Source organism: Pseudomonas machongensis, assembly GCF_034961125.1.
Taxonomy (GTDB): Bacteria; Pseudomonadota; Gammaproteobacteria; order Pseudomonadales; family Pseudomonadaceae; genus Aquipseudomonas; species Aquipseudomonas machongensis.
Genome location: NZ_JAYFUI010000187.1, coordinates 304,913 through 330,512 on the forward strand (window position 1 = coordinate 304,913; position 25,600 = coordinate 330,512).

Genomic DNA, 25,600 nt, shown 5'->3' on the forward strand with positions numbered 1-25,600 from the left:
ATTGACCTGGCACGAAAGGTAAGGCCGCATCTGGGGGCCTTGGCGCATGCTCCCATAGCCGATTCGTCTTCGAAATCACCCGTTGGGGTGAGCCGCTGACTGGGCTGGAGACCTCACCCCAACGGGTGATTTCACACCGCTGCTGGCTGCTGCAAGCTTCAGTGGCGTCTCCATACCAACAAGGAAAACCGCCCATGAACGCGCCTTTCGTACCCCAACGCCAGACCCGTGACTACCAGGCCGCCGATGCTGCACACCATATCCATGCCTTCCTCGACCAGAAGGCGCTCAACGCCGAAGGCCCACGGGTAATCGTCGGCGGTGAGCGGCTGCATCTGTGGGACAGCGATGGCAAGCGTTACCTGGACGGTATGTCGGGCCTGTGGTGCACCCAGCTCGGCTACGGGCGCAAGGACCTGACCGCCGCCGCGGCGGCGCAGATGGACCAGCTCGCGTACTACAACATGTTCTTCCACACCACTCACCCGGCGGTGATCGAGTTGTCCGAGCTGCTGTTCAGCTTGCTGCCGGGGCACTACAGCCACGCGATCTACACCAACTCCGGCTCCGAGGCCAACGAGGTGCTGATCCGTACCGTGCGCCGCTACTGGCAGGTGCTTGGCCAGCCGAACAAGAAGATCATGATCGGTCGCTGGAACGGCTACCACGGCTCGACCCTGGCGGCCACGGCGCTGGGCGGAATGAAGTTCATGCACGAGATGGGCGGGCTGATTCCGGATGTGGCGCACATCGATGAGCCGTACTGGTATGCGGCCGGTGGCGAGCTGAGTCCGGCCGAGTTCGGTCGCCGCTGCGCCTTGCAGCTGGAAGAAAAAATCCTTGAGCTTGGGGCCGAGAATGTCGCCGGCTTCATCGCCGAGCCGTTCCAGGGCGCCGGCGGCATGATCTTCCCGCCAGAAAGCTACTGGCCGGAAATCCAGCGCATCTGCCGTCAGTACGATGTGCTGCTGTGCGCCGACGAGGTGATTGGCGGGTTCGGTCGTACCGGCGAATGGTTCGCCCATGAGTACTTCGGTTTCGAGCCCGACACCCTGTCGATCGCCAAGGGCCTCACCTCGGGCTATGTGCCGATGGGCGGGCTGGTGCTGAGCAAGCGCATCGCCGAAGCACTGGTCGAGCGCGGCGGGGTATTCGCTCACGGCCTGACCTATTCCGGGCACCCGGTGGCCGCTGCGGTGGCGATTGCCAACCTCAAGGCCCTGCGTGACGAAGGCATCGTCCGCCAGGTGAAAGACGACACCGGGCCCTACCTGCAGCGCATCTTGCGTGAGGTGTTCGCCAACCATCCCCTGATTGGCCAGGTACAGGGCGCCGGGCTGGTGGCGGCACTGCAGTTCGCCGAGGACAAGACCAGCCGCAAGCGCTACGCCAACGAGAACGAGCTGGCCTGGCAGTGCCGGACCTTTGGCTTCGAAGAGGGGGTGATCATTCGTTCGACCTTGGGGCGGATGATCATGGCGCCTGCGCTGGTGGCCAACCACAGCGAGCTGGACGAGCTGGTGGAGAAGACCCGCAAAGCGGTCGACCGCACCGCGCAGGCCCTGGGCAAGCTCTGAAGCGGCTGCGCTACCTTTCCTACCCACGGTTCCTGGAGCACAACGTGCACGATTCAACCTACTGGCGGCATCAAGCCGCCAACCTGACTTTTCGCGATCAAGCCATGATCGGCGGCCGCTTCGTGGCCGCCACAGGTGGCGCAACGTTCGATGCGATCAACCCTGCCAACAACCAGCTGCTGGCGCGGGTCGCCGCCTGTTCCGATGAGGACGTAGACCGTGCCGTGGCCAGTGCTCGGCAGGCGTTCGAGCAAGGCCCGTGGGCCCGGATGGCGCCGACCCAGCGCAAGCGTGTGATGCTGCGCCTGGCCGAGTTGATGCTGGTTCACCGCGAGGAACTGGCGCTGCTCGAGTCGCTGAACATGGGCAAGCCGGTGCTCGACGCCTACAACATCGATGTGCCGGGCGCCGCCCATGTCTTCGCCTGGTATGGCGAGTCGCTCGACAAACTCTACGACCAGGTTGCGCCCACTGCGGCCGATGCCGTGGTCACCATCACCCGTGAACCGATCGGTGTGGTCGCAGCCGTGGTGCCATGGAACTTCCCGCTGGACATGGCGGCCTGGAAACTGGCCCCGGCCTTGGCAGCGGGCAACAGCGTCGTGCTCAAGCCCGCCGAACAGTCGCCGCTTTCGGCGCTGCGCCTGGCCGAGCTTGCACTGGAGGCGGGCATTCCCGAAGGGGTGTTGAACGTCGTGCCGGGGCTGGGCGAGATCGCCGGCAAGGCACTGGGCCTGCACCCCGACGTCGATTGCCTGGTATTCACCGGCTCCACCCAGGTGGGCAAGTACTTCATGCAGTACTCGGCGCAGTCGAACCTGAAACAGGTGTGGTTGGAGTGCGGTGGAAAAAGCCCGAACCTGGTGTTCGATGACTGCAAGGACCTGGACCTGGCCGCAGAGAAAGCCGCATTCGGCATCTTCTTCAACCAGGGTGAGGTCTGCTCGGCCAACTCGCGACTTTACGTGCAGCGCTCGATCCATGACGCGTTCATCGCGCGTCTGATCGCCAAGGCGCGCGAGTGGCAACCCGGTGATCCGCTCGATCCGGCCAGCCGCGCCGGCGCTATCGTCGATGCGCAGCAGACTTCGCAGATCATGGCCGCAATCGGCCGTGCACACGAGGAGGGGGCGTCTCTGGTGGCCGGTGGGCGTCAACTCAGCTTCAACGGCTCCGGCAACTTCATCGAGCCGACGATTTTCACCCATGTCGACCCGCAGTCGTCGCTTTCGCGTGACGAGGTCTTCGGCCCGGTGCTCGCAGTGACGGCCTTCGACACTGAAGAGGAGGCTATCCGCCTGGCTAACGACAGCCTCTATGGGTTGGCCGCGTCGGTGTGGAGCGACGACCTGAACCGCGTGCATCGGGTTGCCAGGCAGCTCAGGGCCGGCAGCGTTTCGGTCAACACCGTCGATGCGCTCGATGTGGTCGCCCCGTTCGGCGGCTACAAGCAGTCGGGCTTTGGGCGTGACCTGTCACTGCACGCGTTCGACAAGTACACCCAGTTGAAGACCACCTGGATCCAGCTGCGCTGATCTCGGGCGCAGCGTTCAATGCCGTGGCGGCCTGGCACAGTTCAGTGCCGCCACGGCGACCGCCAGCGCCGCCCCGGCGTAAGCCCAGATCGCTGGCACCTGCGGTAGCAGCACACCGGCCAGCATCGGCCCGAGCCCGGCGCCGATGTCGCGCCACACGGCATTGCTGGCCAGCGCCTGAATGCGCGCGTGTGGATTGCGCAGCGAGACGAGGGTCATCAACAGCGGCAACTGCAAGGCGCGCAGCACCAACACGAAGAAGGCGCCGATGAACAGCCAATGGCTGGCGAATACCAGCAGCGCCAGTGAAGTGGCCAGCGACAGCACCACCAACATGCGCAGTGCGCCGAAGCGGTCTGCCAGGCGTCCGCCGAAGGGGCTGAAGAGCATCTCGCTCAGATAGCGCACCGCCATCAATACACCGGCCACCAGTACCCCCGATTCGCCCATATGGACTTGCGCATACAGCGAGAGGCCGAATATGAACAGGCCGTCCAGCGTCACCCCCTCGATGAAGGACCAGGTGGCGATGCTGTCCGGCAGGCGCAGACGCCGACCGCTGCGCACGGCCATGTCATGGCCGCCGCAAGGCAAGGCGCGGGCACGCCACAGCCCGCAAAGGGCGCTGATGCACAGCACGTAGAACACTGCGCGCGGGCCGTAGGCCTGGGCCATCAGCGCCCCCAGCGGCAAGGCCAGCATGGGGCCGATGGCCAGGGTCGCCCGCGAACGCCCGGCGCGGCGGGCTGCACCTTGTGCTTCGGCAGTGGCGAGCGTCTGGGTACTGAGGTTGAAGGTCGCGAAGCACAGCCCCCAGACCAGGCGCAGCACCAGCAGTGCGGCGAATCCGCCAAGGGTGGCGTTACCCAGTGCACACACCGCTGCGGCAAAGGCCGCCAGGCTGCACGCCGCACGATCGCCATGGCGTGCATAGAACCGCACCACCCAGCCATAGCCGATGATCCGTACCAGGCGATTGGCCGCCAGCAATACACCCGCCTCGACCAGGGTCACGCCGAAGTCCGAAGCGTACATGGGCAGTAGCAGATAGAGCAGTACGTCACTGGGCAGGCACAGGCCGAGTACCTGGGCGGCGTTGCGCGACTCTCGGTCGGCGCGCAGGGTTTGCGCCGGTACGGCAGCGGACGACATGACAGTCTCGTGGCAAGGGCGGGGGTACGCAGCATAACCTGCAGGGTCATGCCGGTAACACCGCATTGACCGGGCGCGCAGAACGATCATGAGGAAAATTACAGATCATCGCGAAAATAATGAGTTTGTCTCAAGGCTCGGTAATCCTGACAATCCCCCCATCGAATTTTCCCCCAGGGTAGGCAGCCGTTCGCTGCTCCGGTGAGGTGATGCAGGCCATCACCGCCCAACAGGACGTCAGAGACCGATGAACAACGAATTTACCTTTGCCATCAAACGCACGCGTTTCGATGAAGACTATTGCCCCGCGGAAAACACGCGTACCACGACGAACTTTGCCAACCTGGCCCGTGGGCGCAATCGCCGGGAAAACCTGCGCAACACCTTGAGCATGATCGACAACCGGTTCAATGCCTTGGCGCACTGGGACAATCCCGAGGGCGACCGCTACAGGCTTGAACTTGAAATCATTTCAGTCGAGATGACCATGGAGGCCCCACAGGCCGATCACAGCCTTCCGCTGATCGAGTTGCTGAAGACGACGATCGTCGACCAGAAAACCAAGGCGCGTATCGAGGGCATTGTTGGCAACAACTTCTCGTCCTACGTGCGCGATTATGATTTCAGCGTGCTGTTGCTGGGGCATAACAAAGGCCAGCCCGACTTCAGTATTCCCGAGCACTTCGGCGATTTGCACGGCAAGTTGTTCAAGGCGTTCGTGAACTCCAGTGCTTATAAAACGCATTTCGCCAAGGCACCGGTGATCTGCCTGAGCGTGTCGAGCAGCAGGACCTATCGCCGCACGGACAACCAGCATCCGGTATTGGGCGTCGAGTACCAGCAGGACGCCTATTCCTTGACCGATGAATACTTCAAGAAAATGGGCCTGACGGTCCGCTACTTCATGCCGCCTGACAGCGTCGCGCCCTTGGCTTTCTACTTTGCCGGCGATCTGCTGGAGGACTACAGCCCTCTCGAGCTGATCAGCACCATCAGCACGATGGACACCTTCCAGAAGATCTATCGGCCAGAGATCTACAACGCGAACTCGTCGGCTGGCAAAGCCTACCGGCCAAGCCTCGAACATCAGGATTACTCACTGACGCGCATCGTCTACGACCGTGAAGAACGCAGTCGGCTGGCGATCGAGCAGGGCAAGTTCGCCGAGGAACACTTCATCAAGCCGTACCAGGCGGTGCTTGAACAGTGGTCGTCCCAGTGCGCGCTCTGATTGAACAAAATGCATAAGGTTTATCTGTCATGAAAAAGCTGTTACCCACTTCAACCGCAGGCAGCTTGCCCAAGCCTTCGTGGCTGGCCCAGCCTGAAACCCTTTGGTCCCCCTGGAAGTTGCAGGACGCGGAGTTGATCGAGGGCAAGCAAGATGCCTTGCGTTTGTCGCTGCAAGAGCAGCGGCAGGCCGGTATCGATATCGTCAGCGATGGCGAGCAAACCCGTCAGCACTTTGTCACGACCTTTATCGAGCACCTGAGCGGTGTGGATTTCGAGAAGCGGGAAACGGTCAGGATCCGTGATCGCTACGACGCCAGCGTGCCGACGGTCGTGGGCGCCGTGGCTCGGCAGAAGCCTGTGTTCGTCGAGGACGCCAAGTTCCTGCGCCAACAAACCCAGCAGCCGATCAAGTGGGCGCTGCCGGGGCCCATGACGATGATCGACACGTTGTATGACAGCCACTACAAAAGCCGTGAAAAACTGGCATGGGAATTCGCCAAGATTCTCAACCAGGAAGCCCGGGAGCTGGAAGCTGCGGGCGTCGATATCATTCAGTTCGACGAACCGGCATTCAATGTGTTCTTCGATGAGGTGAACGACTGGGGCGTGGCCACCCTGGAGAGGGCCATCGAAGGACTGAAATGTGAAACCGCGGTGCACATTTGCTACGGCTACGGCATCAAGGCCAATACCGATTGGAAAAAGACCTTGGGTTCGGAGTGGCGGCAATACGAGGAAGCCTTCCCCAAGTTGCAGAAATCCAGCATCGATATCGTTTCGCTGGAATGCCACAACTCGCGTGTGCCCATGGACCTGATCGAGCTGATTCGCGGCAAGAAAGTAATGGTCGGGGCCATCGATGTGGCCACCTCGACCATCGAAACGCCTGATGAAGTCGCCGAGACCCTGCGCAAAGCCCTGCAGTTCGTTGACGCCGACAAACTCTACCCCTGCACCAACTGCGGCATGGCGCCTTTGCCACGTCAGGTTGCCAGTGGGAAGTTGAGGGCACTGACGGCGGGTGCAGACATCGTTCGACGAGAACTGTTGAACGCATGATGAATTCGGGAGGCCGAAGGCGGGCGCTTTCAGGCCTTCCCTGACCGTTGCGAACGGCCCCTTATCCAGGATCTACGCATGTCACTTCCCTGTACGGCTGTCGAGCCATCGCGCTTTCGCCAAGCGCTCGGGCACTACGCCTCCGGCATCACGGTGATCACCTCTCGGCTCGATGACGAGCCGGTTGGATTCACTTGCCAATCGTTCTATAGCGTGTCGATGAGCCCGCCGCTGGTGTCATTCAGCGTCATGTCCAATTCGGCCAGCTACCCCAAGATCCGCCAGGCTGGCCGCTTTGCGGTGAATATCCTGGCGTGTGGGCAGCACGACCTCTCCAACCAGTTCGCTCGACGGGGCACGGACAAGTGGCACGGCGTGCAATGGCAGGTTTCACCCTTGGGGAACCCGATCATCCGCGACAGCCTGCACTGGCTGGACTGCGAAATTCACGCCGAGCATCCTGCGGGCGATCACCTGATCGTGATCGGTGAAGTGAAAGCGGTGAGCCTGCAGGCGGCAGCCGCAGCAACGCCTTTGCTGTATTTCAAGGGGCAGTATTGCAATCTCGCCGCACAGGGCGCGTTTTGAGCCCGCGCGGCGAAAGGGTGGCTGGCATCCGTAGCACCGCTCATCCGTTGCGCCGCAATTAAAACGAATCCTTCTGGGTGTATCGAACTCGCTTATGTAGGCCCTCATAAAAAAGCGAGAACCCCCATGAAAACCAATCTACTGGCCACAGCGCTGCTAACTGCCTGCTTTACCTTGCTCGGTGGCTGTTTCGACCGTGATAACGACCACCCGGCCAAGGACGCCGATCCAAGCAAACCTTCGCTGCAGATGCAGCAGCCCGATACACCCACGACCAATCCGTCCCCCGAGACCAAACCGCAAAATCAATGAGCGAGGTAGCGGGCATGGTGGAGCTGACAAAGGGTAGGGCGGCAACCAGCAAGGCGACCGATGGGCTTGAACATCGCTATCGGGCACTGCTCGAGGGCAGTGACCCGACGACCGAGGCCTGGCTTAGCGAGCAACTGAGCCATGTCCGCACCTTGGCGGACGACTTGCCGGATGATCCTCGGCACCTGCCGGACTGGGCCGCTGCCCATGCGCAGCGGGTCGCCAGTGAACACGCGGCCTATCTTGAACAACGGCGTCAAGGGGCCCCACGCCGGTACTTTCACAACCGGGCGCAGGCCTTGTGGTTTCTGCAGCAGGTCGCCCCGACCAAGGCGGTCGATGGCGCATGGCTGCACGGCACCCTGTGGCACTGGCGCGACCCACGGTTTCATGGATTGATTCGCACCTTCCTCGAAGAGCTGGGTGATGGCGACCTGCGCCGCAACCACGTGCTGATCTACCAGCGCCTGCTCAGCCGTCTTGGCTGCCTGCAGAGCGCACCGCTAGCCGCTGAACGTTACCTGCAGGGCACGCTGCAACTGGCCCTGGGGCAGCACTGCGAGCGCTTCCTGCCGGAAGTGATCGGTTACAACCTGGGGTACGAGCAGCCCCCGCTGCACCTGCTGATCACCACCCATGAGTTGGCCGAGCTGGGCATCGACGCTCATTACTTCCAGTTGCATGTGACCATCGACAATGCTGCGAGCGGTCATGCGCGGCGCGCCCTGGAGTGCTTCACCGAACTCGGTCAGGACCAGGGGCCGGCGTTCTACGAGCGTGTCCGGCATGGCTATCGGCTCAATGACCTGGGTATCGACACACCGTCGCTGATCGCTTCGTTCGACCTGCAGGCCGAGTTGCTCGGCGCGTTGGAACGCAAGCGTGTGTACGGGCAGTGCATGCATTCGGACAGATGCCGCCTGCAAGGGCGCACCATCAACCAGTGGCTCGCCGAACCCGGTGCGATGCCCGGTTTTCTGGATGCACTGCAAGCCCAGGGTTGGATCAAGCGCGACAGCGATCCCAGGGAAAGCCGCTTCTGGGCGCTGATCGACGGTCCGGTGGCAGCCATGTTCGGTGTGTTCGATGCCTATGAAAAGCAGCTCTGGCACGACTGGATCGCCGGCACCTGGCAGGGTGCTGCGATGCGTCGGGTGCCGCCGGGGCAGTGGGAGCAGGCGTTGCAACTGGAGGAAGAGGCGCCCGGCGAAGCGCAGGCGGCGGACATGGCTGTGCTGATCGAAGCGATGGCCGGCAATCGACATTCCACGCCCCAGGGCCTGCGCGCCACCCGCGCATTCATCCAGGCTACCGGGTTGATGAGCGGAGGGCCGAACTGATGCTGCTCGACCAAGACGAGAGGCGTGCCGACGAGGCATTGCTCCAGCTGGGACGTCGGCTGCGCGCCGACGGCTATCGTTTCACCTGCGTGACCCCGGCGACCCAGGCCAGGGTCAATGCTCGCAGCGAAGCGCACCAGGCCCGAACCCTGCGCGATGTGTTTGGCTGGAGTCGACCGTTCGAGGCGTCTCTGCTCAGCGCCGACGAACTGGAACAACTGCGTATCGCTGGCGTGCTGGAGCCACAGGGTGCGCTGTGGCGCAGCAGGGTGCGCTGGTCGACCCTGGACGACCTGCTGCTGGTGCACTCCGCCTGGCCGACCGACAGCCGCGACGCGGTGTTCTTCGGCCCGGACAGCTACCGGTTCGCCCAGGTGATCCAGGATCATCTGCAGCACAGCCCCCAGCGTGTGCAGCATGCCGTCGACATCGGTTGCGGCAGTGGCGTCGGCGCGTTGCTGATCGCCCGAGCCGCGCAGCATGCGCAGGTCACTGCGGTGGACATCAACCCTGTGGCCTTGCGTCATACCGCTGTCAATGCCGCGCTGGCCGGGGTGGCCAATGTCTCGGTAGAGCTCAGCGATTTGCTCGGCGGCATCGCCGGGACGTTCGATCTGATCGTCGCCAATCCACCCTACATGCTCGACGTCGGCGAGCGCGCCTACCGCCACGGGGGTGGCGCGCTGGGCGCCGAACTGTCGCTACGGATTGTCGAGCAGGCCCGTGAGCGGCTGTCGGTCGGCGGCACGTTGCTGCTGTACACCGGTGTCGCCATCGTCGAGGGGCGCGACGCGCTGCTCGAAGCCGTTCGCCTGCGCCTGGCCGGGCCTGCGTTCGGCTGGTCCTACCGGGAACTGGACCCCGACGTATTCGGCGAGCAGTTGCTCGAGCCAGGATACGAGCAGGTCGAACGCATCGCTGCCGTGGCCCTGACCGTCACCCGCCGAGGCTGATGCCCATGGCGCGGCCTTGCACGTTCGGCATCGAGGAGGAATACCTGTTGGTGGATCTGGCCACGGGGCGGGTCATGGCCGCGCCGCCCACGGCCGTGGCCCGCTGTTGCCGCGATGCGCTGGGGCCATGGTTCGCCGAGGAGATGTTTCGCAGCCAGGTGGAGATCGCCTCGCCGGTGTTCGATACGCTGCACCAGGCCCGTGATTTTTTCACCGAGCAGCGCCAGCGCCTGAGTCAGGCATTGGCGGGCGAGGGCGTCGGCTTCTACGGCGCGGGGAGCCACCCCAGTGCCCAATGGCTGCGCCAGCTCCCGCGGGAAACCCCCCACTACCGCCAGCTGTTCGACGATTACCGGCTGGTGGCCCGACGCAGCCTGTTGAACGGCCTGCACGTGCATGTCGGCGTGCCGCAGGGCGTCGATCGCATGCAGGTGATCAACCGGGTGCTGTACTGGTTACCCCTGCTGCTGACACTCAGCACCTCCTCTGCGTACTGGGGCGGACAGGACACCGGCTACATGAGCTACCGACGCGTGGTGTGCGGGGAGTGGCCGCACATGGGGCTGCCCGAACCGCTACCGGACTGGCGCGCCTACGAGCGTTACCGGGCGCTGCTGCAACGCACTGGCAGCCTGGCCGAGGATGGTGACTTCTGGTGGGCGATCAGGCCCTCGCGGCGGTTTCCGACAGTCGAGCTGCGCATCTGCGATGGCTGCCCCCGGCTGGACGATGCCTTGGCCATCGCCGCGCTGTTTCGCCATCTCGTCGAGCATGCAGTGCAGCGCAACGACGCTATCGCCAGTCGTGAAATGCGCTGGATCACCCACGAAAACTATTGGCGCGCCCTGCGTGAAGGCCGCCGGGGCACTTTCATCGGCGTGCACGACCAGCAGGCGGTGAACGCCGAAGGCTGGCTGACGCAACTGCAGATGCAATGTCCGCCCGACACCGCCGACGCTGACCGCGCCTTCATGCACGCCCGGCGCATCCTGCGCGACGGCACCAGTGCCGACCACCAGCGTGACACCTATGCGCTGGCCCGCGAGCAGGGCCTGAATGACCGACAGGCGATGCGCAACGTGGTGAAACAGGTGATGGAGCACCAGTTGTCGGTGCCCGGGATGGGTTGAATAAACCATCCGCAGATCGTTTGCCTCGAACGCAGTGTGATTCGCGATCAGGCAACACCCAGCCAAACCAGAAGGAGTCTAACCCATGCCCAGCAAGCCCCAGGATCAGTTCACCCTGCAAAACCCCTTGACCCAATACCCCCATCCGCCTTTTCCGGCCCAGGGCCAAGCCGCTCCGGGCCTGGATGCGCACATGCAGCCCAAGCCCGACCACGGTGAAACCACTTACAAGGGTTTCGGGCGCCTGGCCGGACGTCGCGCCCTGATCACTGGCGCCGACTCGGGTATCGGACGCGCCGTGGCCATCGCCTTCGCCCGCGAGGGTGCCGACATTGCGCTCAACTACCTGCCCACGGAGGAGCGAGATGCCCGTGAAGTGGTCCAGCTGATCGAGCGCGAAGGCCGCAAAGCCGTGGCGCTTCCCGGTGATCTCAAGGACCCGCGCTTCTGTCGCCAGTTGGTGGACCAGGCCCACGAACAGCTCGGCGGCCTGGATATCCTGGTCAACGTGGCCGGCAAGCAGGAGGCGCGCAAGGACATTGGCCAGATCACCCATGAGCAGTTCGATCACACCCTCAAGACCAACGTCTACGCCTTGTTCTGGCTGTGCCAGGCAGCAGTGCCGCTGATGCCGGCCGGAGCGACCATCATCAACACCGCCTCGATCCAGTCCTACCAGCCCTCGGCGACGCTGCTGGACTACGCCACCACCAAGGCGGCCATCGTGGCCTTCACCAAGGCGCTGGCCAAGCAGGTGATCGAGCGCGGCATCCGCGTCAACGCGGTGGCCCCAGGCCCGATCTGGACCGTGCTGCAGCCCAGTGGCGGCCAACCACCGGAAAAGATCCCCGACTTCGGTGGGCATACCCCGATGAAACGCCCGGGCCAGCCCGCCGAGTGCGCCCCGTTGTACGTACTGCTTGCCAGCCAGGAGTCGAGCTATATCACCGGTGAGGTGTTCGGCGTCACCGGCGGCGATCCACTGCCATAGGGCAACGTCGAGTAAACCTTGGCTGCGCCGCGCAGTCAGTCATTGTAAGAGGCCCTTCATGCGGGCCAGGGAGGTGGCTGATGAAACTCGTCTGCCTGCTGCGTGGCTGCCAGTGGCGCAGCCTGTTGATCCGTGAAATCGCCGGGCTTGACTGCCAGTGCTGCGAACGCTGCGGCGCGCTGCGCTACAGCCAGCCCGGCCAACCATTCGATGCGTAGGAACCGACCATGGCCCGGGCAATCTGGAAAGGCGCGATCAGCTTCGGCCTCGTGCATATCCCTGTCTCTCTCAATACCGCCGTGCGCACCGAGCGCGTGGATTTCGACTGGCTCGACAAGCGCAGCATGGAGCCGGTGGGCTACAAGCGGGTGAACAAGGTGACTGGCAAGGAGATCGACAAGGAACACATCGTCAAAGGTGTGGAGTACGAGAAGGGCCGCTATGTGGTGATCAGCGAAGAGGAGATTCGCAAGGCGCGGCCCGAGGCGACCCAGACCATCGATATTTTTTCCTTCGTCGACGCCGGTGAGATCCCGCTGCAACAGTTCGACACGCCTTACTACCTGAGCCCCGACCGTCGTGGCGGCAAGGTCTATGCCTTGTTGCGCGAGACCTTGCACAGCACCGGCAAGGTGGCCTTGGCCACCGTGGTGCTGCACACCCGCCAGCACCTGGCGCTGTTGCGCCCGCTGGAGGATGCGCTGGTGCTGATTACCCTGCGCTGGCCCGAGGAAGTCCGTGGCCTGGAGTCGCTGGAGCTGGACAAGAGCGTGACCGACACCAAGATCGACAAGCGCGAACTGGACATGGCCAAGAAACTGGTGGAGGACATGAGTGGGCCATGGAAGCCAGACGAGTACCACGACGCGTTCCGCCAGACCATCCTCGACCTGGTTGAAGAGAAGGCCAGCAAAGGCAAGATCGCGACGGTGGACAAAGGTGAGGGGACAACGGCGGAGAAGGGCGCCGACATCATCGACCTCACCGAGCTGCTCAAGCGCAGCCTTGGCGGCAAGACCAAGGCGAAGAAGCCGGCGAGCAAGCGACCGCGCAAGGCGTCCTAGGGCGGGAGCGCACCCTACCGCACCAGTCCCTCCAGAGCGCTCAGGTAATCGCCGAAGCCTTGGCGGGCGCGGCTGTCCCGCCGACTGCTGGTGGCCACGCTGTGTGCTGCGGTCCAGACGATCTGCGCGCCACTGGCTTCCAAGGCCAGCACCAGTTGCACATCTTCATCGGCTGGCAATGGTTGGAATCCGCCGGCGCGCTCATAGGCCTTGGCACACACGCCCAGGTTGGCGCCATGGATGTGCCGGTGCCCGTCCCGAGCCTGGTAGCGGCTGCGGTATAGCTGGCGCAGCGCGGCGTTCTGCCAAGGCTGCCAGCGCTCGATGTGCACGGTGCCGCAGACTGCGTCGGCGTGCCATTGCAACTGCGACACCAGCCAGTGCTCGGGCACGCGACTGTCGGCGTCGGTAAAGGCCAGCCACTGCGCACCGCGCTCGATCATCCACTCGGCGCCCACGCGCCGGGCAATGCCGACGTTGCCGGCCTGCAGCTCCAGAGTGTGCACGCCATGGCGGCGGGCGATGCGTGCGCTGGCGTCGATGCAGCGATCGAGCACCACCAGCACCTCGACCACCAGGCCCGCCGCCCCGGCCCGTGCCACCGCCCGCTTGACGGCGCGCAGGCAGTGCCCGAGGCGGCGGGCTTCGTTGTGGGCGGGAATGATGACGGCGATCATAGGCAGGTCTCGTCCAGGTCCACGACGCTGGGTTGGCACGACCAGTATTCGAGCAGGAAATCCGCCTCCTCGTGGCGTAACAGCGGGTACAGCGGCAGATGCCGGGCAAGCAGGGCGTGGACCTCACGGCCATCCTGGGGGCAACCGGCGATGGGATGGCGCCAGTGGCACACCAGCAGGCCGCCGTCATAGGTCAGGCTGGCCACCGATTGTTCGATCACCTGCAGCCAGTCGGTGGGATCGAGGTAGTAGCCAATTTCGCTGAGAACGATCAAGTCGAACTGTCCGCCGGGCCAGTCGCCCGGCAGGTGCCCTTGCTCGACACGGGCGTGGCTTACGCCCGCCAGTCGCTGGCGGGCCAGGGCCACGGCGGTGGCGTCGATGTCCTGGCATAGCAGGTCGGCGCAGCGCTCGGCCAGCAGCACACTGAGCTCGCCGTTGGCACACGCAGGCTCGAACACGCGTTCGTAGCACTGGCGGGGCAGGCTGGCCATGGTGAGGTCACGTTTGCGCCGTTCGTACCAGCGGGTACGAAAGGCCCATGGATCATCGTTGCTGGCATACAGGTCGGCGAAATACTGCGCATCGAGGCTCATGGTGACTCCGTTGAGGGCAAGACCGGTTCCAAAGGTTGCAGCCGGTGGTCGGCTGAGGCAGATGCTGGTCAAAGTTGCCATGCCCCTGCCGGCATGCCGGTCAGTTGCTGGCCCAATTCGGCGAGGTCGCGCTCCGCGTGACTTTGACGCAGGTACACCGGCAGGTCGGCGCTGAGCCGGGCGAAATGGCTGCTGCGGCAGAACGGCGTGGCGCCCAGCGCTCGGCCGACATGCCGAATGACCTGCTCGACCGCGTGCTCGACATGAGCGCGGGTGCGGCGCACCTGGAAACTGGCATCGTCCTGAGGGTGCCGGTCGATCCAGGCGGCGCATTCGCGCAGGGCGGCGCGGGCCCCGAGCAAGGCGGCATCCACCGCGCCCAGGTGGGCGTCGGCGTGCGGGTCGGGCCGGGGTTTGGCGCACTGTTCGCGCAGGTAGGCCGCGAGGGCTTCGGCCGCGCCATACCAGCAGGCGGCGATGCCAGCGCCGCCTTGCCAGAATCCTGGGCGGGACAGGTATTGGCCGGGCGCGCCGATGGCCAGGCCCGGCGAATCATCGAATGCGAGGGTGACACTGGCGGTGGTGGCCATGCCCACGGCCTGCCAGTGCTCGGCCTGAATGCGTTGGCTGGGATGGGACAGCTCGATGGCCACCAACTGCGGTTGCTCGCCTTCCCAGGCGGTCACCAGCGCGCGATCAATCTGCAACGCACCCGAACACCAGGCTTTGCAGCCTTGCAGCCGGACTTGATCGCCGTCGCGGGCAACGATGCGGGTGCGGGCATCCGGTGGCTCGGCGGCCCACACGCCCCAGATCCCGTTGCCGGCGTGGTGCTCGGCGGCGCATTCGCTGAGGATTGCCAAAGCGTCCGTGTGGCCCTCGTAGAGCTTGGCCAGGGTCAGGTCGCAACCGGCGACCCGCGCCAGGGTCCTCCAGCGCTCCAGGGTGCGCCCCTGGCCAGGCCGTGGCAGTCGGTCGAGATGATCGGCCTGCAGCAGGTGCAGCAGCTTTGGCAACTGGGTATCGAGGTCGATGGCCTGCGCCCGCGCGCTGAAAGGGCGTAACAGGTGATCGAGGCGCTCCAGGTCGAAGTCATGGGCGATGCTCATGGGCTTGGCGCTCCTTGGGTGTTCTTCTTCCAGCCACGCAGGTTCATGGCGCACAGGCAGAACTGCAGGACGATCAGTGCCCAGGCTTGTACCTGCCAGCCCCAGACCACCCACAGCACATTGCTGGCGATGAAGCAGCAGAAGCCAATGCGTCTGCGTCGCGGGCGGCGCGAGCCGATGCACCATGCCGCCGCGATGGTCAGCAGCATGGCGGGCCATTGCAGCAGATCCAGCATTCGCTCCATCAGTCGATCCCCAGTTGCTTGCGCATGCGCGCGGTGATCGATTGGCGGGTGCTGGCCATCTCGGACCAAGGGTCCTCGACCTGCGCAAGGCGCTCGTGCAGGTTGCCGATGTTCCATTGATCGGCGCCTTTGAGCTGGCTCAGCTCTTCTCGCCAGATTGGCACCGAGACCGGCAGGCCTTCACGAGCGCGCAGCGAATAGGCCGCCACGGTGGTCGCGCCCTTGCCGTTGCGCAGGTAGTCGATGAAGATCCGCCCGACGCGGTTCTTCGGGCCGGAAACCGCGCTGAGACGATCAGGGAACAGCCTGGCCATGTGCTCGACCAAGGCATGGCTGAAGTCCTTCACCTCGTCCCAGCCAGCACGCCGGGTCAGCGGCACGACCAGGTGCATCCCCTTGCCGCCGCTGGTCTTGAGAAAGACCCTCAGGCCCAGTTCATCCAGCAGGGTCAGGGTCAGTTGGGTGGCTTCGAGCATGGCTTTCCAGGGCAGCGCGGGATCAGGGTCCAGGTCGAGCACGAAGCGGTCGGGCTTGTCGAAGTCCTTGTTGGTGGCGTTCCAGGTGTGCAGTTCGAGGGTGTTCATCTGTACCGCGCCGAGCAGGCTGTCGGCGCGATTGAGCACCATGGCCGCTTGGCCGGCCTGGGCCTTGCTGTAGCTGAGCACCTTGGGAATATGCAGCTGGCCGGCATTCTTCTGGAAGAACAGCTCGCCAGCCAGGCCATCCGGTGCCCGGACCAGGGCGACGGGCCGATCCTTGAGCTGTGGCAGCAGCCAGTCGACGACCTGCGCGTAGTACTCGGCGACCTGGCGCTTGGTTGCACCGATGGTTGCGTCGACCACGCGGTCCGGGTGGGTCAGGCGCAGGGTGTCCAGGCCCTCGGGTTGTGGCTGTGCTGCGCGCTTGGCGGGCATCGCTTTCTCCAGATCGATGGCGGTGGCGGGCTTGTCGTCGCGCAGGCCGTGGAACACCGCGTGGCGCACGATGCCTTCGCGGGTCATCTGGGCATAGGCCACTTCTGCCAGCAGGTGCGGCTTGAGCCAGTGCACCCCGCGGGCTTCGGCGCCGGTGGGGGGGCTGGGTAACGGCGCTTTGGCGACCCGCAGCGGCTTCAGGCGGGCGAGGATGCTGTCCAGGGTGGCGGCGCTGAAGCCGGTGCCGACTTTGCCGACGTAGCGCAGCTGACCGCTATCGTGGTCATGCAGGGCTAGCAGCAGAGCGCCGAAACCCTGGCGGCTGCCTTTGGGATCGGTATAGCCGACGATCACGAATTCCTGGCGCTGCTTGCACTTGAGCTTGATCCAGTCGCTGCTGCGTCGCCCCACGTAGGGGCTGTCGGCGCGCTTGCCGATCAGGCCCTCCAGCTCCAGCCGGCAGGCACTGTCGAGCAGCGAGTCGACCGGCTCCTCGAAGTCTGCGGAGTACCTGAGCACTGGCGATGCGTTGTCTTCCAGCAGCCGGGCCAAGGTGTCGCGACGCGCCTTCAGCGGTAGTTCGCGCAGGTCTTCGCGCCCCAGCCAGGGCAGGTCGAACAGGTAATAGGTGATGCGTTCGTCGTGCTCGGTGTCGAAGGCATTCTGCAACGCCTGGAAATCGGCGACGCCGTTGTCATCGACCACCACCATTTCGCCATCCAGCCACGCGGCGTCGAGCCCAAGCGCCTTGAGCGCCTCGACCTGACGGGGCATCTTCGCACTCCAGTCGTGGCCATTGCGGGTGAACAGGCGTACGTCGTCACCGTCGATGCGCGCCATGATGCGGTAGCCATCGAACTTGACTTCATAGCGCCAGTCGCCGCTGGGCGGGGAGTCGACCAAGGTGGCCAGTTGCGGCTGGAGCTTGTCGGGCAGGGCTTTGGCGCGGGCCTTGTGCTTGCGCGGGGTAGCGGAGGTTGTCTTGGCCGGACGCCTTGGCGGCAGGCTGCGCTCGCTGAGGACGCTGTCGGGCAGGGCTTCGACGATGCTGTAGTCGACCTCGCTGCGCGCTTGCCCGTCATTTGACTTGACCAGCATCCATTGTTCCTTCTTGCCGGCCAGCTGGGTGCGGAACAGGTTCCAGACCCCCGACAGCTTCTCGCCCTGCAGGCGAAAGCGCAGCTTGCCTTTGGCATAGGCTTGATGCGGATCGCCTTCGGGCTCCCAGATGCCCCGGTCCCAGACGATCACATCGCCAGCGCCGTAGTGACCCTCCGGGATGTGCCCTTCGAAGTTGGCATAGTCCAGCGGGTGGTCCTCGACATGCACCGCCAGGCGCCGGACCTTCGGGTCAAGGGAGGGTCCCTTGGGGATCGCCCAGCTTTTCAAGGTGCCGTCGAGTTCCAGGCGGAAGTCGTAGTGCAAGTGGCTGGCGTCGTGTTTCTGAATGCAGTACTGCAGCGCGTGGCCCGACCGTGTTCTGGCGTGTGTGCCCACCGGTTCGGATGTGGCGTTGAAGTCGCGTTTGCGATGGTACTCCTGCAGGGGCTTGGCCATGGCGGGCTCCGGGAGGGTTCGCGGGTCTCAAGATTGGGAGGCGGCGAGGCGGCGCGGAGTTCAAAAAAAGCGCGGGGTAGGGCAAGGCAAGAAACTCTGAATCATTTGTGTGTGCGCGGAGTCGACCGAGTGAAGCCCACAAACGGAGAACGCTCATGACCCTACCTGATGACCCAAGACCGCAGGTCGAGATCGACGACACCGAGGACCGCATGGGAAGCGTCCACGAGTTGGATTTCAGTGAGCGTCGTGATGAACGCCAGGGGCGTGTCGGTGACGAGCGTCCGGCGCGCGAGATCGCCGAGGACTATCCACCCCGACGTGTTGCCGAAAGCGGCATGACCGGTGGCGAGGCCTTGAGCGACAGCCTGCACGAGGACAACGTCACCCTGGACGACCTGAGCCCGGACACGTTGTTCGATGAAACCGGTGCTCGCGACCCTGATGAGCCTGGTAGTGGTAGCAGACCTGCTGACCAGACCCTGCGCCATGTGGACGCTCATGAGATCGGAGGCGGCATCGGGCTGGACGAGGCGGAGCTGGCTCGCTCGGCGCCGTTGGACGGTGAGCCGTGGACCGACGAGGTGAGCTCTGAAGATGACAGGAGAGAACCCTGATGAACGAGCAACGATGTTCCTGCAACCACTGTTCTTGCACCGTGGATGCCAATACCGTGGTCCAGGATGGCAAGGCTTATTGCTGCGAGGCCTGTGCTACGGGGCATCGCAATGGGGAGCCTTGTCGTATGGCCGACTGTAATTGTGGTGAGCTGACTCAGCCGAAGGACAGCTCGGTCGATAATGCGCTGGATGAAACGTTCCCGGCGAGTGATCCTATTTCGCCGTAGGATTGCTTTGCGAGCGGGGTGGTTTTTACAGATGTGAGCTTATTCGTTTGCGAGGGTGACTATGCGTCTCCCTCGTAAATGAAGGTGCTTACAACTTTCAAAACACACACTCTGAAAGTGGAATGCTAGAGGGGTGGGCTTTTGTAGTTGTGAGCATATCCGTTTGCGAGGGTGACACTTAGTCACCTTTTCGCCCTTACGGCGAGTCACTTTTTGTCAGACGCGACAAAAAGTAACCAAAAAACGCTGCGCTCCATTCATCCGGCCCTGCGCTTCGCTCCGGGTTCCCTCACTCCGGCCTTGCTCCCGGGAGGACCGCGCTGCAGGGCCCATCCTGGGCCCCAGCGCTTGACGGGCATCCATGCCCGTCACCTCCCTCCGCAAGCCCTGCGTTCGGCCTCCTGAAGTCGCGGAGGTACGGGCGGTGCCTGGGCTGGCGTAGCTGTCGCTCGTGGGGTATGAGACTGGATGCTCTTGATCTTGCTTCTAAGTGCGCGATGGATCAGGCGCCGCCAATCGCGACTTCAGGAGGCCGAGTGGAGTTCTTGCGGAGGGAGGTGACGGGCATGGATGCCCGTCAAGCGCTGCGCCCCAGGAGGGGGCGTTCAGCGCGGTCCTCCCGGGAGCAAGAACGGAGCGAGGGAACCCCGGAGCGAAGCGTAGGGGCCGGATGAATGGAGCCAGCGGTTTTTGCCTTCTTTTGCCCGCGTGCAAAAGAAGGTCGCCGTAAGGGCGAAAAGGTGATTAAGCGTCAACCTCGTAAATGCATGTGCTTATAACTTTCAAAACACACGCTCTGAAAGTCAAATGCTAGAGGGGTTGGTTTTTACACCTGTGAGTGTATTCATTTGCCAGGGTGACGCTTAGTCACCTTTTCGCCCTTACGGCGAGTCACTTTTTGTCAGACGCGACAAAAAGTAACCAAAAAACGCTGCGCTCCATTCATCCGGCCCTGCGCTTCGCTCCGGGTTCCCTCACTCCGGCCTTGCTCCCGGGAGGACCGCGCTGCAGGGCCCATCCTGGGCCCCAGCGCTTGACGGGCATCCATGCCCGTCACCTCCCTTCGCAAGTCCTGCGTTCGGCCTCCTGAAGTCGCGGAGGTACGGGTGGTGCCTGGGCTGGCGTAGCTGTCGCTTGTGAGGTATGAGGCTGGATTCTTGATCGGCAACGGCAACGGCAACGGCAACGGCAACGGCAACGGCATTGAGATTGCCTTGTAAGGACGCAGGCGCGGCTCAAGCCATTTTGCGTAAGGCTTCTAAGTGCGCGATTGATCAGGCGCCGCCAATCGCGACTTCAGGAGGCCGAACGCAGGACTTGCGGAGGGAGGTGACGGGCATGGATGCCCGTCAAGCGCTGCGCCCCAGGAGGGGCGTTCAGCGCGGTCCTCCCGGGAGCAAGAACGGAGCGAGGGAACCCCGGAGCGAAGCGTAGGGGCCGGATGAATGGAGCCAGCGGTTTTTGCCTTCTTTTGCCCGCGTGCAAAAGAAGGTCGCCGTAAAGGCGAAAAGGTGACTGTGCGTCTCCCTCGTAAATGAATATGTTTATAACTTTCAAAACACACACTTTGAAAGTTGAATGCTAGAGGGGTGGGTTTTTACAGTTGTGAGCATATCCGTTCGCGAGGGTGACGCAGAGTCACCTTTTCGCCCTTACGGCGAGTCACTTTTTGTCAGACGCGACAAAAAGTAACCAAAAAACGCTGTGCTCCGTTCATCCGGCCCTACGCTTCGCTCCGGGTTCCCTCACTCCGGCCTTGCTCCCGGGAGGACCGCGCTGCAGGGCCCATCCTGGGCCCCAGCGCTTGACGGGCATCCATGCCCGTCACCTCCCTGCGCAAGTCCTGCGCTCGGCCTCCTGAAGTCGCGGAGGTACGGGTGGTGCCTGGGCTGGCGCAGCTGTCGCTAGTAGGTATGAGGCTCGATTCTTGATCGGCAACGGCAACGGCACTGAAATTGCCCTGTAAGGACGCCGGCGCGGCTCAAGCCACTTTGCGTAAGGCCTCTATCAACTCTCCCTTGCGCATGGTCGAGCGCCCGGCGATATGCCGCTTGCGCGCACGGTCCATCAACTCGGCCTTGGTCATGTCCTCCAGCTGCTGTCTGGAGCGGGGCACGCCATGCTTTGTCGCGACTGCGCGCCGGGCCGAGGACTCCCGCGCTTTGGCCTTGGCCGCCGGGCTTTTCTGTTGCCCGGAACCGCCTTTGCGCTCACCGCCACCGGACTGCTTGTTGACCGTGGCCCAGGCGCGGGCTTCGGCTTCGTCCTTGGACACGCCCTTGGCCTCGTAGCTCTGTTCGATATGCTCGGCCTTGCGCTTCTGTTTATCGGTGTACTTGTCTTTTTCTCCACGTGGCATGGTCGTTCTCCTCTACGTCAGTGGGTCTGCCAGACACCGTTGCTGCGCTCGCAATCGCTACGCGCCTGGCCCAGGCTGGGGGTGTCGTAGTAGTAGGTGATGATCCGCGCCTCCTTGGGCACGGCGGGGCGGGTGGAAGGCTCGTTGCGCCCCGCGGCATCGGGGTTGGCCAGGGTTTCCTGGGTCAGCGGTGCGATGCAGCTGCCGATGCTGCCGTCGGCGCAACGCTCGACTCGGCGTTTCTGGCTGTTGAGCATCTCCTTGCTTTCATTGCTGCACGACCAGGCAATCGCTTCGGCCGGCATGTTGGCGTAGCTGTAGCAGGTGTGCTGCTGCACCGGTTTGACCGCCTCGCTGGATGAGCGCGTGACCACGTCGCAGCCTTCGGCCATTGCCTGGCCGCTGGCCAGGGTGGCCAGCAGTGCAATACATGGAACGATCCGCATGATGTACCTCCCGGGCCCCACGGCCCATCAGCGCTTGTCGAGGGCTGGCTCGACCTGTCGGCGCAAGGCCTTGGCGCGTTTCTCGAGGATCAGATAGGTGACCACCGCCAACAGCAGCGGGATCAGGTAGTACAACGTTCGATAACCCAGCAACGCGGCCACCAGCGTGCCCTGTCCGAGCTGGCCATGGAGCAGGGCGAGGAAGACGGCCTCCAGTACGCCAAGCCCGGCCGGAATATGGGCGACCACGCCCGCCACGCAACTGATCAGCAACACACCCAGCACCGAGGGATAGAACAGCTCCGGTGGCAGCAGCAGATGGATCAACGCCGCCATCAACGCCCAGTTGCTTGCACCCAGGGCCACCTGGCACAACGCCAGGCGCAGGCTCGGCAGGGTGACTTCATGCCCGCGCAGCTCCCACGTGCGCCGCTTGGCGAAGGCGCAGGCGAACAGGTAGGCCAACGCGACCACGACCATCAAGACGCCGATCAGACGCAGGCCGCCGGCCCCTACCGTCCAGTTCTCCGGCAGCTTGACCAGGCCCAAGGCGAATACGGTGCCGGCCAACAGCAGGTAGCCCATCCAGTTGGTCAACAGGCCCAGGGTGAGGATGCGGGTGATGGTCGGGGTATCCAGGCCCAGCCTGCCGTACAGCCGATAGCGCAGGGCCACGCCACCGACCCAGGTGGTGAAGTTGAGGTTGAACGCATAGCAGACGAATGCCACCGGCAGCACTTGGCGGGCCGGCAGGCGGTGGCCGGTATAGGCGCGGGCGAGCAGGTCGTAGCTGGCGAACACCAGGTAGCTGCACAGGGCCAGCAGCAACCCCAGGATCAACGTCGAGGGCCGGTAGGCCCGCAGCGACTGGCTGACTTCGTTCCAGTCCAGGTTGCGCGCCAGGGTGAACAGCAGCACCGGGATCAATACCAGGAACAGCACGGTCAGCAGGCGTTTGCCCCAGGTCTTCCAGCGTGGCGTGGCCATCAGGTCTTGCCCTCTTGGTAGTCGGCCGGAGCCTCGCTTTCGCTTTGCAGCGACTGCAGGCGTTGCCGGTGTGCCGGGAACCAGCCGGCGATACGCGGGAAATAGCGGGTGATATGGAAGCCCAGGAAGATCAAGGGGGCACGCCACCAGTAACCGCGCACCATGCGCTCGAGCGTCACGGCTTTGCAGTGCTCGCGTGTCAGTTCGCTCAAGTGTTGGTAGAGCACATCGTTGAACGCCCGGTCGCGGATCAGCAGGTTGGCTTCGAGGTTGAACGACAGGCTTAGTGGGTCGAGGTTGCTCGAGCCCACCGTGGTCCACTCGTCGTCCACCAACGCTACCTTGCCGTGCAGCGGGCGCTGGCAGTATTCGTAGATGCGCACCTCGTCGCGCAACAGGTAGTTGTAGAGCAGCCGGGAGAGTGCGCGGACCCAGCGCATGTCCGGTTGCCCCTGAAGGATCAGGGTCACCTCGACCCCGCGCCGGGCGGCGTTGCGCAGTTCGCGCAGCAGGCGGTAGCCGGGGAAGAAGTACGCGTTGGCCACGACGATACGTTGCCTGGCTTCGCGCAGGGCTTGCAGATAACAGGCCTCGATATCGGTGCGGTGGCGCCGGTTGTCGCGTTCCACCAGCACGGCGGTGGCCGGGCCTGCGGCGATGTTGTTCGGCTGGACTCGGCTGGCGGCATCCAGCACGGGGGCGAGCATTCGGCAGGAGGACGCGTGCACCTGGCCCACTACCGGGCCGACGACCTCCACGGCGTAGTCCTGCTTGGCCTGTGGGCCGAAGTCTCCGAGGTGGTCGGCGCTGTAGTTGATACCGCCGATGAACGCGCGTTGTCCGTCGATCACCAGGATCTTGCGGTGCAGGCGACGGAACAGGTTGGTGCGCATGCCGGCCAGTCGTGGTTGCGGATCGAACGAATGGAAACGGACCCCGGCCTCGGTCATCGAGGCGATGAATGCGTCGGGCAGGTCGGCGGTGCCGTAACCGTCCACGGCGACTTCGACCCTTACCCCGCGCCGAGCGGCGTCGATCAAGGCCTGGCGCAAGGCCTGGCCGACCTTGTCGTCGTAGATGATGAAGGTCTCCAGGAGTATTTCCTCGCGAGCCTGAGCCATGGCCTCGAGCACGCGCGGATAGTACTGCTCGCCGTTGACCAGCAACTGGACGTGATTGCCTTCGCTCCAGGGCAGCTTCATAGCGTCACCTGCGCGACCAGCGGGGCATGGTCGGAGAGGTGTGACCACGGGTATCTGGACAGTACCCGGGCGTCGCTGGCTTGTGCGTTGCGCAGGTAGATGCGGTCCAGGCGCAGCAGCGGCAGGCGCGCGGGAAAGCTGCGCGCCGGCTTGCCGAAGGCTTCGACCAGATGCCCCGAGAGCCGCACATCCGCTTTCAGGCGCCAGTCGTTGAAGTCACCTGCGACGATAACCGGCTCGTCCGAGGGCAGGCTGTCAAGCAACGCCAGCAGCAGATCGACCTGCCGTTGCCGGTGCTCCTCGCGCAGCCCGAGGTGCACGCAGATCGCGTGCACCTGCTCGTGGCCCGGCACTTCGAGCTGGCAATGCAGCAGGCCGCGCTCTTCGTTGCCGTGGATCGTGACGTCAAGGTTGTCGTGGACTCGGATCGGAAATTTGGACAGGAGGGCATTGCCATGGTCGCCATGGGGATAGACCGCGTTGCGTCCGTAGGCGAACTGCGGCCACATGCTGTCGGCGAGGAATTCGTACTGAGGTGCCGTCGGCCAGGTCGGGTGGCGCTCGGCATGCTGCTGATGGCTGCCGTGCACCTCCTGCAGGAACACCAGATCGGCGCCGGTAGCGCGTACCGCCTCGCGCAACTCCGGCAGGATGAAACGGCGGTTGAACAGGGTAAAACCCTTGTGCACGTTGAGGGTCAGCACCGTCAGGCGGTGCACGGCGGTCACCTTGTCGATGATGCAGCGGGGGGCAGGCAAGGTTCCGTTCATAGCGACTCCTGCGGTTCGACGCCGGGCTCGGTCACCAGCTCGCCGTCAAGGCCGAGCTTGCCCAGCAGGCGGCGGGCATCGTAAGGGGCATGCACTTTCTGGTCATTGTCGAAGTAGCAGTACACGTCACGGGAGGCACGTTTTGCCGGCGCGCGACGCACGACGCGCTGGGCATCCTCCGGCTGACCGCCTGCCGCCCAGGCCTGGATACGCATGCGCCAGCGGCGCAGCGCGCTGGCGGTATAGCCGCTGCTGTAGAGCTCGACATCGCCATGCAGGCGCAGGTACATGAAGTCGGCCGTGACCTCCTCGACATAAGGCCATTTGCCCGCGCTGTCGGCGACCACCAAGGCGACCTTGTGTTTGCGCAACAGGTCGATGAAGGTGTCGCAAAGGAAGCTGGGGTGACGGATTTCCACGGCGTGGCGCAGGCGTGCGTTGCCCTTGATGGCAGTCCCACCGCTGCCTTGCAGGCGCTCGGCGGCGTCGCGGGCAATGCGGCGGGCGGCCGAGCGGTCATGTGGGAGCTTGGCGAGAAAATCGCTGAACCGCTGCACGTCGAATTTCAGGTTTGGGGGAAACTGCCAGAGAAAAGGTCCAAGCTTGTCACCCAGCAGCAAGGGGCCCGAGGCGAAGAAGTTGGCCAGCGCTTCGTCGATCTCGCGAAGCCTGCGCACATGGGTGATATAGCGCGGCGCCTTGACCGAAAACACAAAATCGTCGGGCGTCTCGTCACGCCAGCGCTCGTAGCGTTCAGGGGTCTGCAGCGCGTAGAACGAGCCATTGATCTCGATACTGTTGACTGCCCGCGAGGCGAACGCCAGTTCGTCGTCCTGACGCAGCCCCTTGGGGTAGAAGTCCTTGCGCCATGGGCCATAGCGCCAACCGGAAATGCCAATGCGGATCTCGCTCACCACAGCCCCCTGGATTGATGTACTCATCAGTAGCGACCCGTGG

At 63.9% G+C, this 25,600-nt stretch carries 26 protein-coding genes; 14 read left to right on the forward strand and 12 right to left on the reverse strand.

Translation table 11 applies throughout. The features are described 5' to 3' along the window. Window positions 1-194: 194 nt before the first annotated feature. Window positions 195-1,577: an aspartate aminotransferase family protein gene (locus tag VA602_RS20190; RefSeq protein ID WP_323454120.1), complete on the forward strand. Its 1,383-nt coding sequence runs from the start codon at window positions 195-197 to the stop codon at window positions 1,575-1,577. Between the two features lie 104 nt (window positions 1,578-1,681). Continuing rightward, on the forward strand, window positions 1,682-3,112 hold the full coding sequence (locus VA602_RS20195; RefSeq protein WP_407682528.1) for an aldehyde dehydrogenase: 1,431 nt from the start codon (window positions 1,682-1,684) through the stop codon (window positions 3,110-3,112). A 15-nt stretch (window positions 3,113-3,127) separates the two neighbouring features. On the opposite strand, the gene VA602_RS20200 is transcribed toward VA602_RS20195, so the two are convergent. Further along, window positions 3,128-4,264, reverse strand: a complete 1,137-nt coding sequence (locus VA602_RS20200) for an MFS transporter (RefSeq protein WP_323454122.1) — start codon at window positions 4,262-4,264, stop codon at window positions 3,128-3,130. 247 nt (window positions 4,265-4,511) lie between these two features. Here VA602_RS20200 and VA602_RS20205 point away from each other — a divergent pair, with 247 nt between their 5' ends. The 10 genes from VA602_RS20205 (at window position 4,512) to ku (ending at window position 12,934) form a co-directional block, all read left to right on the forward strand. After that, window positions 4,512-5,495, forward strand: a complete 984-nt coding sequence (locus VA602_RS20205; protein ID WP_323454123.1) for a DUF1852 domain-containing protein — start codon at window positions 4,512-4,514, stop codon at window positions 5,493-5,495. A 29-nt stretch (window positions 5,496-5,524) separates the two neighbouring features. After that, on the forward strand, window positions 5,525-6,556 hold the full coding sequence (locus tag VA602_RS20210) for a methionine synthase (RefSeq protein ID WP_323454124.1): 1,032 nt from the start codon (window positions 5,525-5,527) through the stop codon (window positions 6,554-6,556). Window positions 6,557-6,634: 78 nt separating this feature from the next. Further along, entirely contained in the window at window positions 6,635-7,144 is a 510-nt protein-coding gene (locus VA602_RS20215) for a flavin reductase family protein (RefSeq protein WP_323454125.1), read from the forward strand. Between the two features lie 126 nt (window positions 7,145-7,270). Next, window positions 7,271-7,456 (forward strand): hypothetical protein, encoded by a 186-nt coding sequence (locus VA602_RS20220; protein ID WP_054894166.1) that lies wholly within the window; start codon window positions 7,271-7,273, stop codon window positions 7,454-7,456. A 14-nt stretch (window positions 7,457-7,470) separates the two neighbouring features. Beyond that, the gene (locus VA602_RS20225; protein ID WP_323454307.1) at window positions 7,471-8,796 is read left to right on the forward strand and encodes an iron-containing redox enzyme family protein; all 1,326 of its coding nucleotides are present in this window, start codon (window positions 7,471-7,473) and stop codon (window positions 8,794-8,796) included. Next, window positions 8,796-9,749, forward strand: coding sequence for a class I SAM-dependent methyltransferase (locus tag VA602_RS20230; protein WP_323454126.1), 954 nt, complete (start codon window positions 8,796-8,798; stop codon window positions 9,747-9,749). The genes VA602_RS20225 and VA602_RS20230 overlap by 1 nt, the downstream gene beginning before the upstream one ends. A gap of 5 nt (window positions 9,750-9,754) precedes the next feature. Then, a complete protein-coding gene (locus VA602_RS20235) occupies window positions 9,755-10,879 on the forward strand; it encodes a carboxylate-amine ligase (RefSeq protein ID WP_323454127.1) in 1,125 nt (374 codons plus the stop codon). Between the two features lie 85 nt (window positions 10,880-10,964). Then, window positions 10,965-11,870 (forward strand): SDR family oxidoreductase, encoded by a 906-nt coding sequence (locus VA602_RS20240; protein ID WP_323454128.1) that lies wholly within the window; start codon window positions 10,965-10,967, stop codon window positions 11,868-11,870. A gap of 80 nt (window positions 11,871-11,950) precedes the next feature. After that, complete coding sequence (locus tag VA602_RS20245; protein WP_172964775.1) at window positions 11,951-12,088, forward strand: PSPA7_2676 family Cys-rich small protein; 138 nt, start codon at window positions 11,951-11,953, stop codon at window positions 12,086-12,088. A gap of 9 nt (window positions 12,089-12,097) precedes the next feature. After that, window positions 12,098-12,934 carry a non-homologous end joining protein Ku gene (ku, locus tag VA602_RS20250; RefSeq protein ID WP_063544596.1) on the forward strand — a complete coding sequence of 279 codons (837 nt, stop codon included), beginning with the start codon at window positions 12,098-12,100 and terminating at the stop codon, window positions 12,932-12,934. 14 nt (window positions 12,935-12,948) lie between these two features. Here the strand turns inward: ku and VA602_RS20255 are convergent, their stop codons facing one another. From VA602_RS20255 to ligD, 5 genes are all read right to left on the reverse strand, one after another. Further along, window positions 12,949-13,611: a glycosyltransferase gene (locus tag VA602_RS20255; RefSeq protein WP_323454129.1), complete on the reverse strand. Its 663-nt coding sequence runs from the start codon at window positions 13,609-13,611 to the stop codon at window positions 12,949-12,951. Beyond that, entirely contained in the window at window positions 13,608-14,207 is a 600-nt protein-coding gene (locus VA602_RS20260) for a class I SAM-dependent methyltransferase (protein ID WP_323454130.1), read from the reverse strand. The genes VA602_RS20255 and VA602_RS20260 overlap by 4 nt, the downstream gene beginning before the upstream one ends. 68 nt (window positions 14,208-14,275) lie before the next feature. After that, window positions 14,276-15,316 carry an acyl-CoA dehydrogenase family protein gene (locus tag VA602_RS20265; protein ID WP_323454131.1) on the reverse strand — a complete coding sequence of 347 codons (1,041 nt, stop codon included), beginning with the start codon at window positions 15,314-15,316 and terminating at the stop codon, window positions 14,276-14,278. Next, window positions 15,313-15,561, reverse strand: coding sequence for a hypothetical protein (locus VA602_RS20270; RefSeq protein ID WP_323454132.1), 249 nt, complete (start codon window positions 15,559-15,561; stop codon window positions 15,313-15,315). The genes VA602_RS20265 and VA602_RS20270 overlap by 4 nt, the downstream gene beginning before the upstream one ends. Beyond that, window positions 15,561-18,032, reverse strand: a complete 2,472-nt coding sequence (ligD, locus tag VA602_RS20275; protein ID WP_323454133.1) for a DNA ligase D — start codon at window positions 18,030-18,032, stop codon at window positions 15,561-15,563. Before ligD ends, VA602_RS20270 begins: the two co-directional genes overlap by 1 nt. Before the next feature lie 155 nt (window positions 18,033-18,187). Between ligD and VA602_RS20280 the strand changes: the two genes are divergently transcribed. Together VA602_RS20280 and VA602_RS20285 are read left to right on the forward strand one after the other, a co-directional pair. Then, window positions 18,188-18,649, forward strand: coding sequence for a hypothetical protein (locus VA602_RS20280; protein ID WP_054894177.1), 462 nt, complete (start codon window positions 18,188-18,190; stop codon window positions 18,647-18,649). Further along, a complete protein-coding gene (locus VA602_RS20285; RefSeq protein ID WP_081255230.1) occupies window positions 18,649-18,879 on the forward strand; it encodes a metallothionein in 231 nt (76 codons plus the stop codon). The genes VA602_RS20280 and VA602_RS20285 overlap by 1 nt, the downstream gene beginning before the upstream one ends. 1,981 nt (window positions 18,880-20,860) lie before the next feature. Here VA602_RS20285 and VA602_RS20290 read toward each other — a convergent pair. Genes VA602_RS20290 through VA602_RS20315 form a run of 6 tightly spaced genes read right to left on the reverse strand, consistent with a single transcriptional unit; the run spans window position 20,861 to window position 25,584 of the window. Further along, complete coding sequence (locus VA602_RS20290; protein ID WP_323454134.1) at window positions 20,861-21,238, reverse strand: Rho termination factor N-terminal domain-containing protein; 378 nt, start codon at window positions 21,236-21,238, stop codon at window positions 20,861-20,863. A 17-nt stretch (window positions 21,239-21,255) separates the two neighbouring features. After that, window positions 21,256-21,684 (reverse strand): hypothetical protein, encoded by a 429-nt coding sequence (locus VA602_RS20295; protein WP_323454135.1) that lies wholly within the window; start codon window positions 21,682-21,684, stop codon window positions 21,256-21,258. A gap of 27 nt (window positions 21,685-21,711) precedes the next feature. Continuing rightward, a complete protein-coding gene (locus VA602_RS20300) occupies window positions 21,712-22,671 on the reverse strand; it encodes a lysylphosphatidylglycerol synthase domain-containing protein (RefSeq protein ID WP_323454136.1) in 960 nt (319 codons plus the stop codon). Continuing rightward, window positions 22,671-23,873, reverse strand: coding sequence for a cardiolipin synthase ClsB (clsB, locus tag VA602_RS20305; protein WP_323454137.1), 1,203 nt, complete (start codon window positions 23,871-23,873; stop codon window positions 22,671-22,673). The genes VA602_RS20300 and clsB overlap by 1 nt, the downstream gene beginning before the upstream one ends. Further along, entirely contained in the window at window positions 23,870-24,643 is a 774-nt protein-coding gene (locus VA602_RS20310; RefSeq protein WP_200602599.1) for an endonuclease/exonuclease/phosphatase family protein, read from the reverse strand. Before VA602_RS20310 ends, clsB begins: the two co-directional genes overlap by 4 nt. Further along, a complete protein-coding gene (locus VA602_RS20315) occupies window positions 24,640-25,584 on the reverse strand; it encodes a DUF72 domain-containing protein (protein WP_239502749.1) in 945 nt (314 codons plus the stop codon). Before VA602_RS20315 ends, VA602_RS20310 begins: the two co-directional genes overlap by 4 nt. Between the last annotated feature and the right edge of the window lie 16 nt (window positions 25,585-25,600).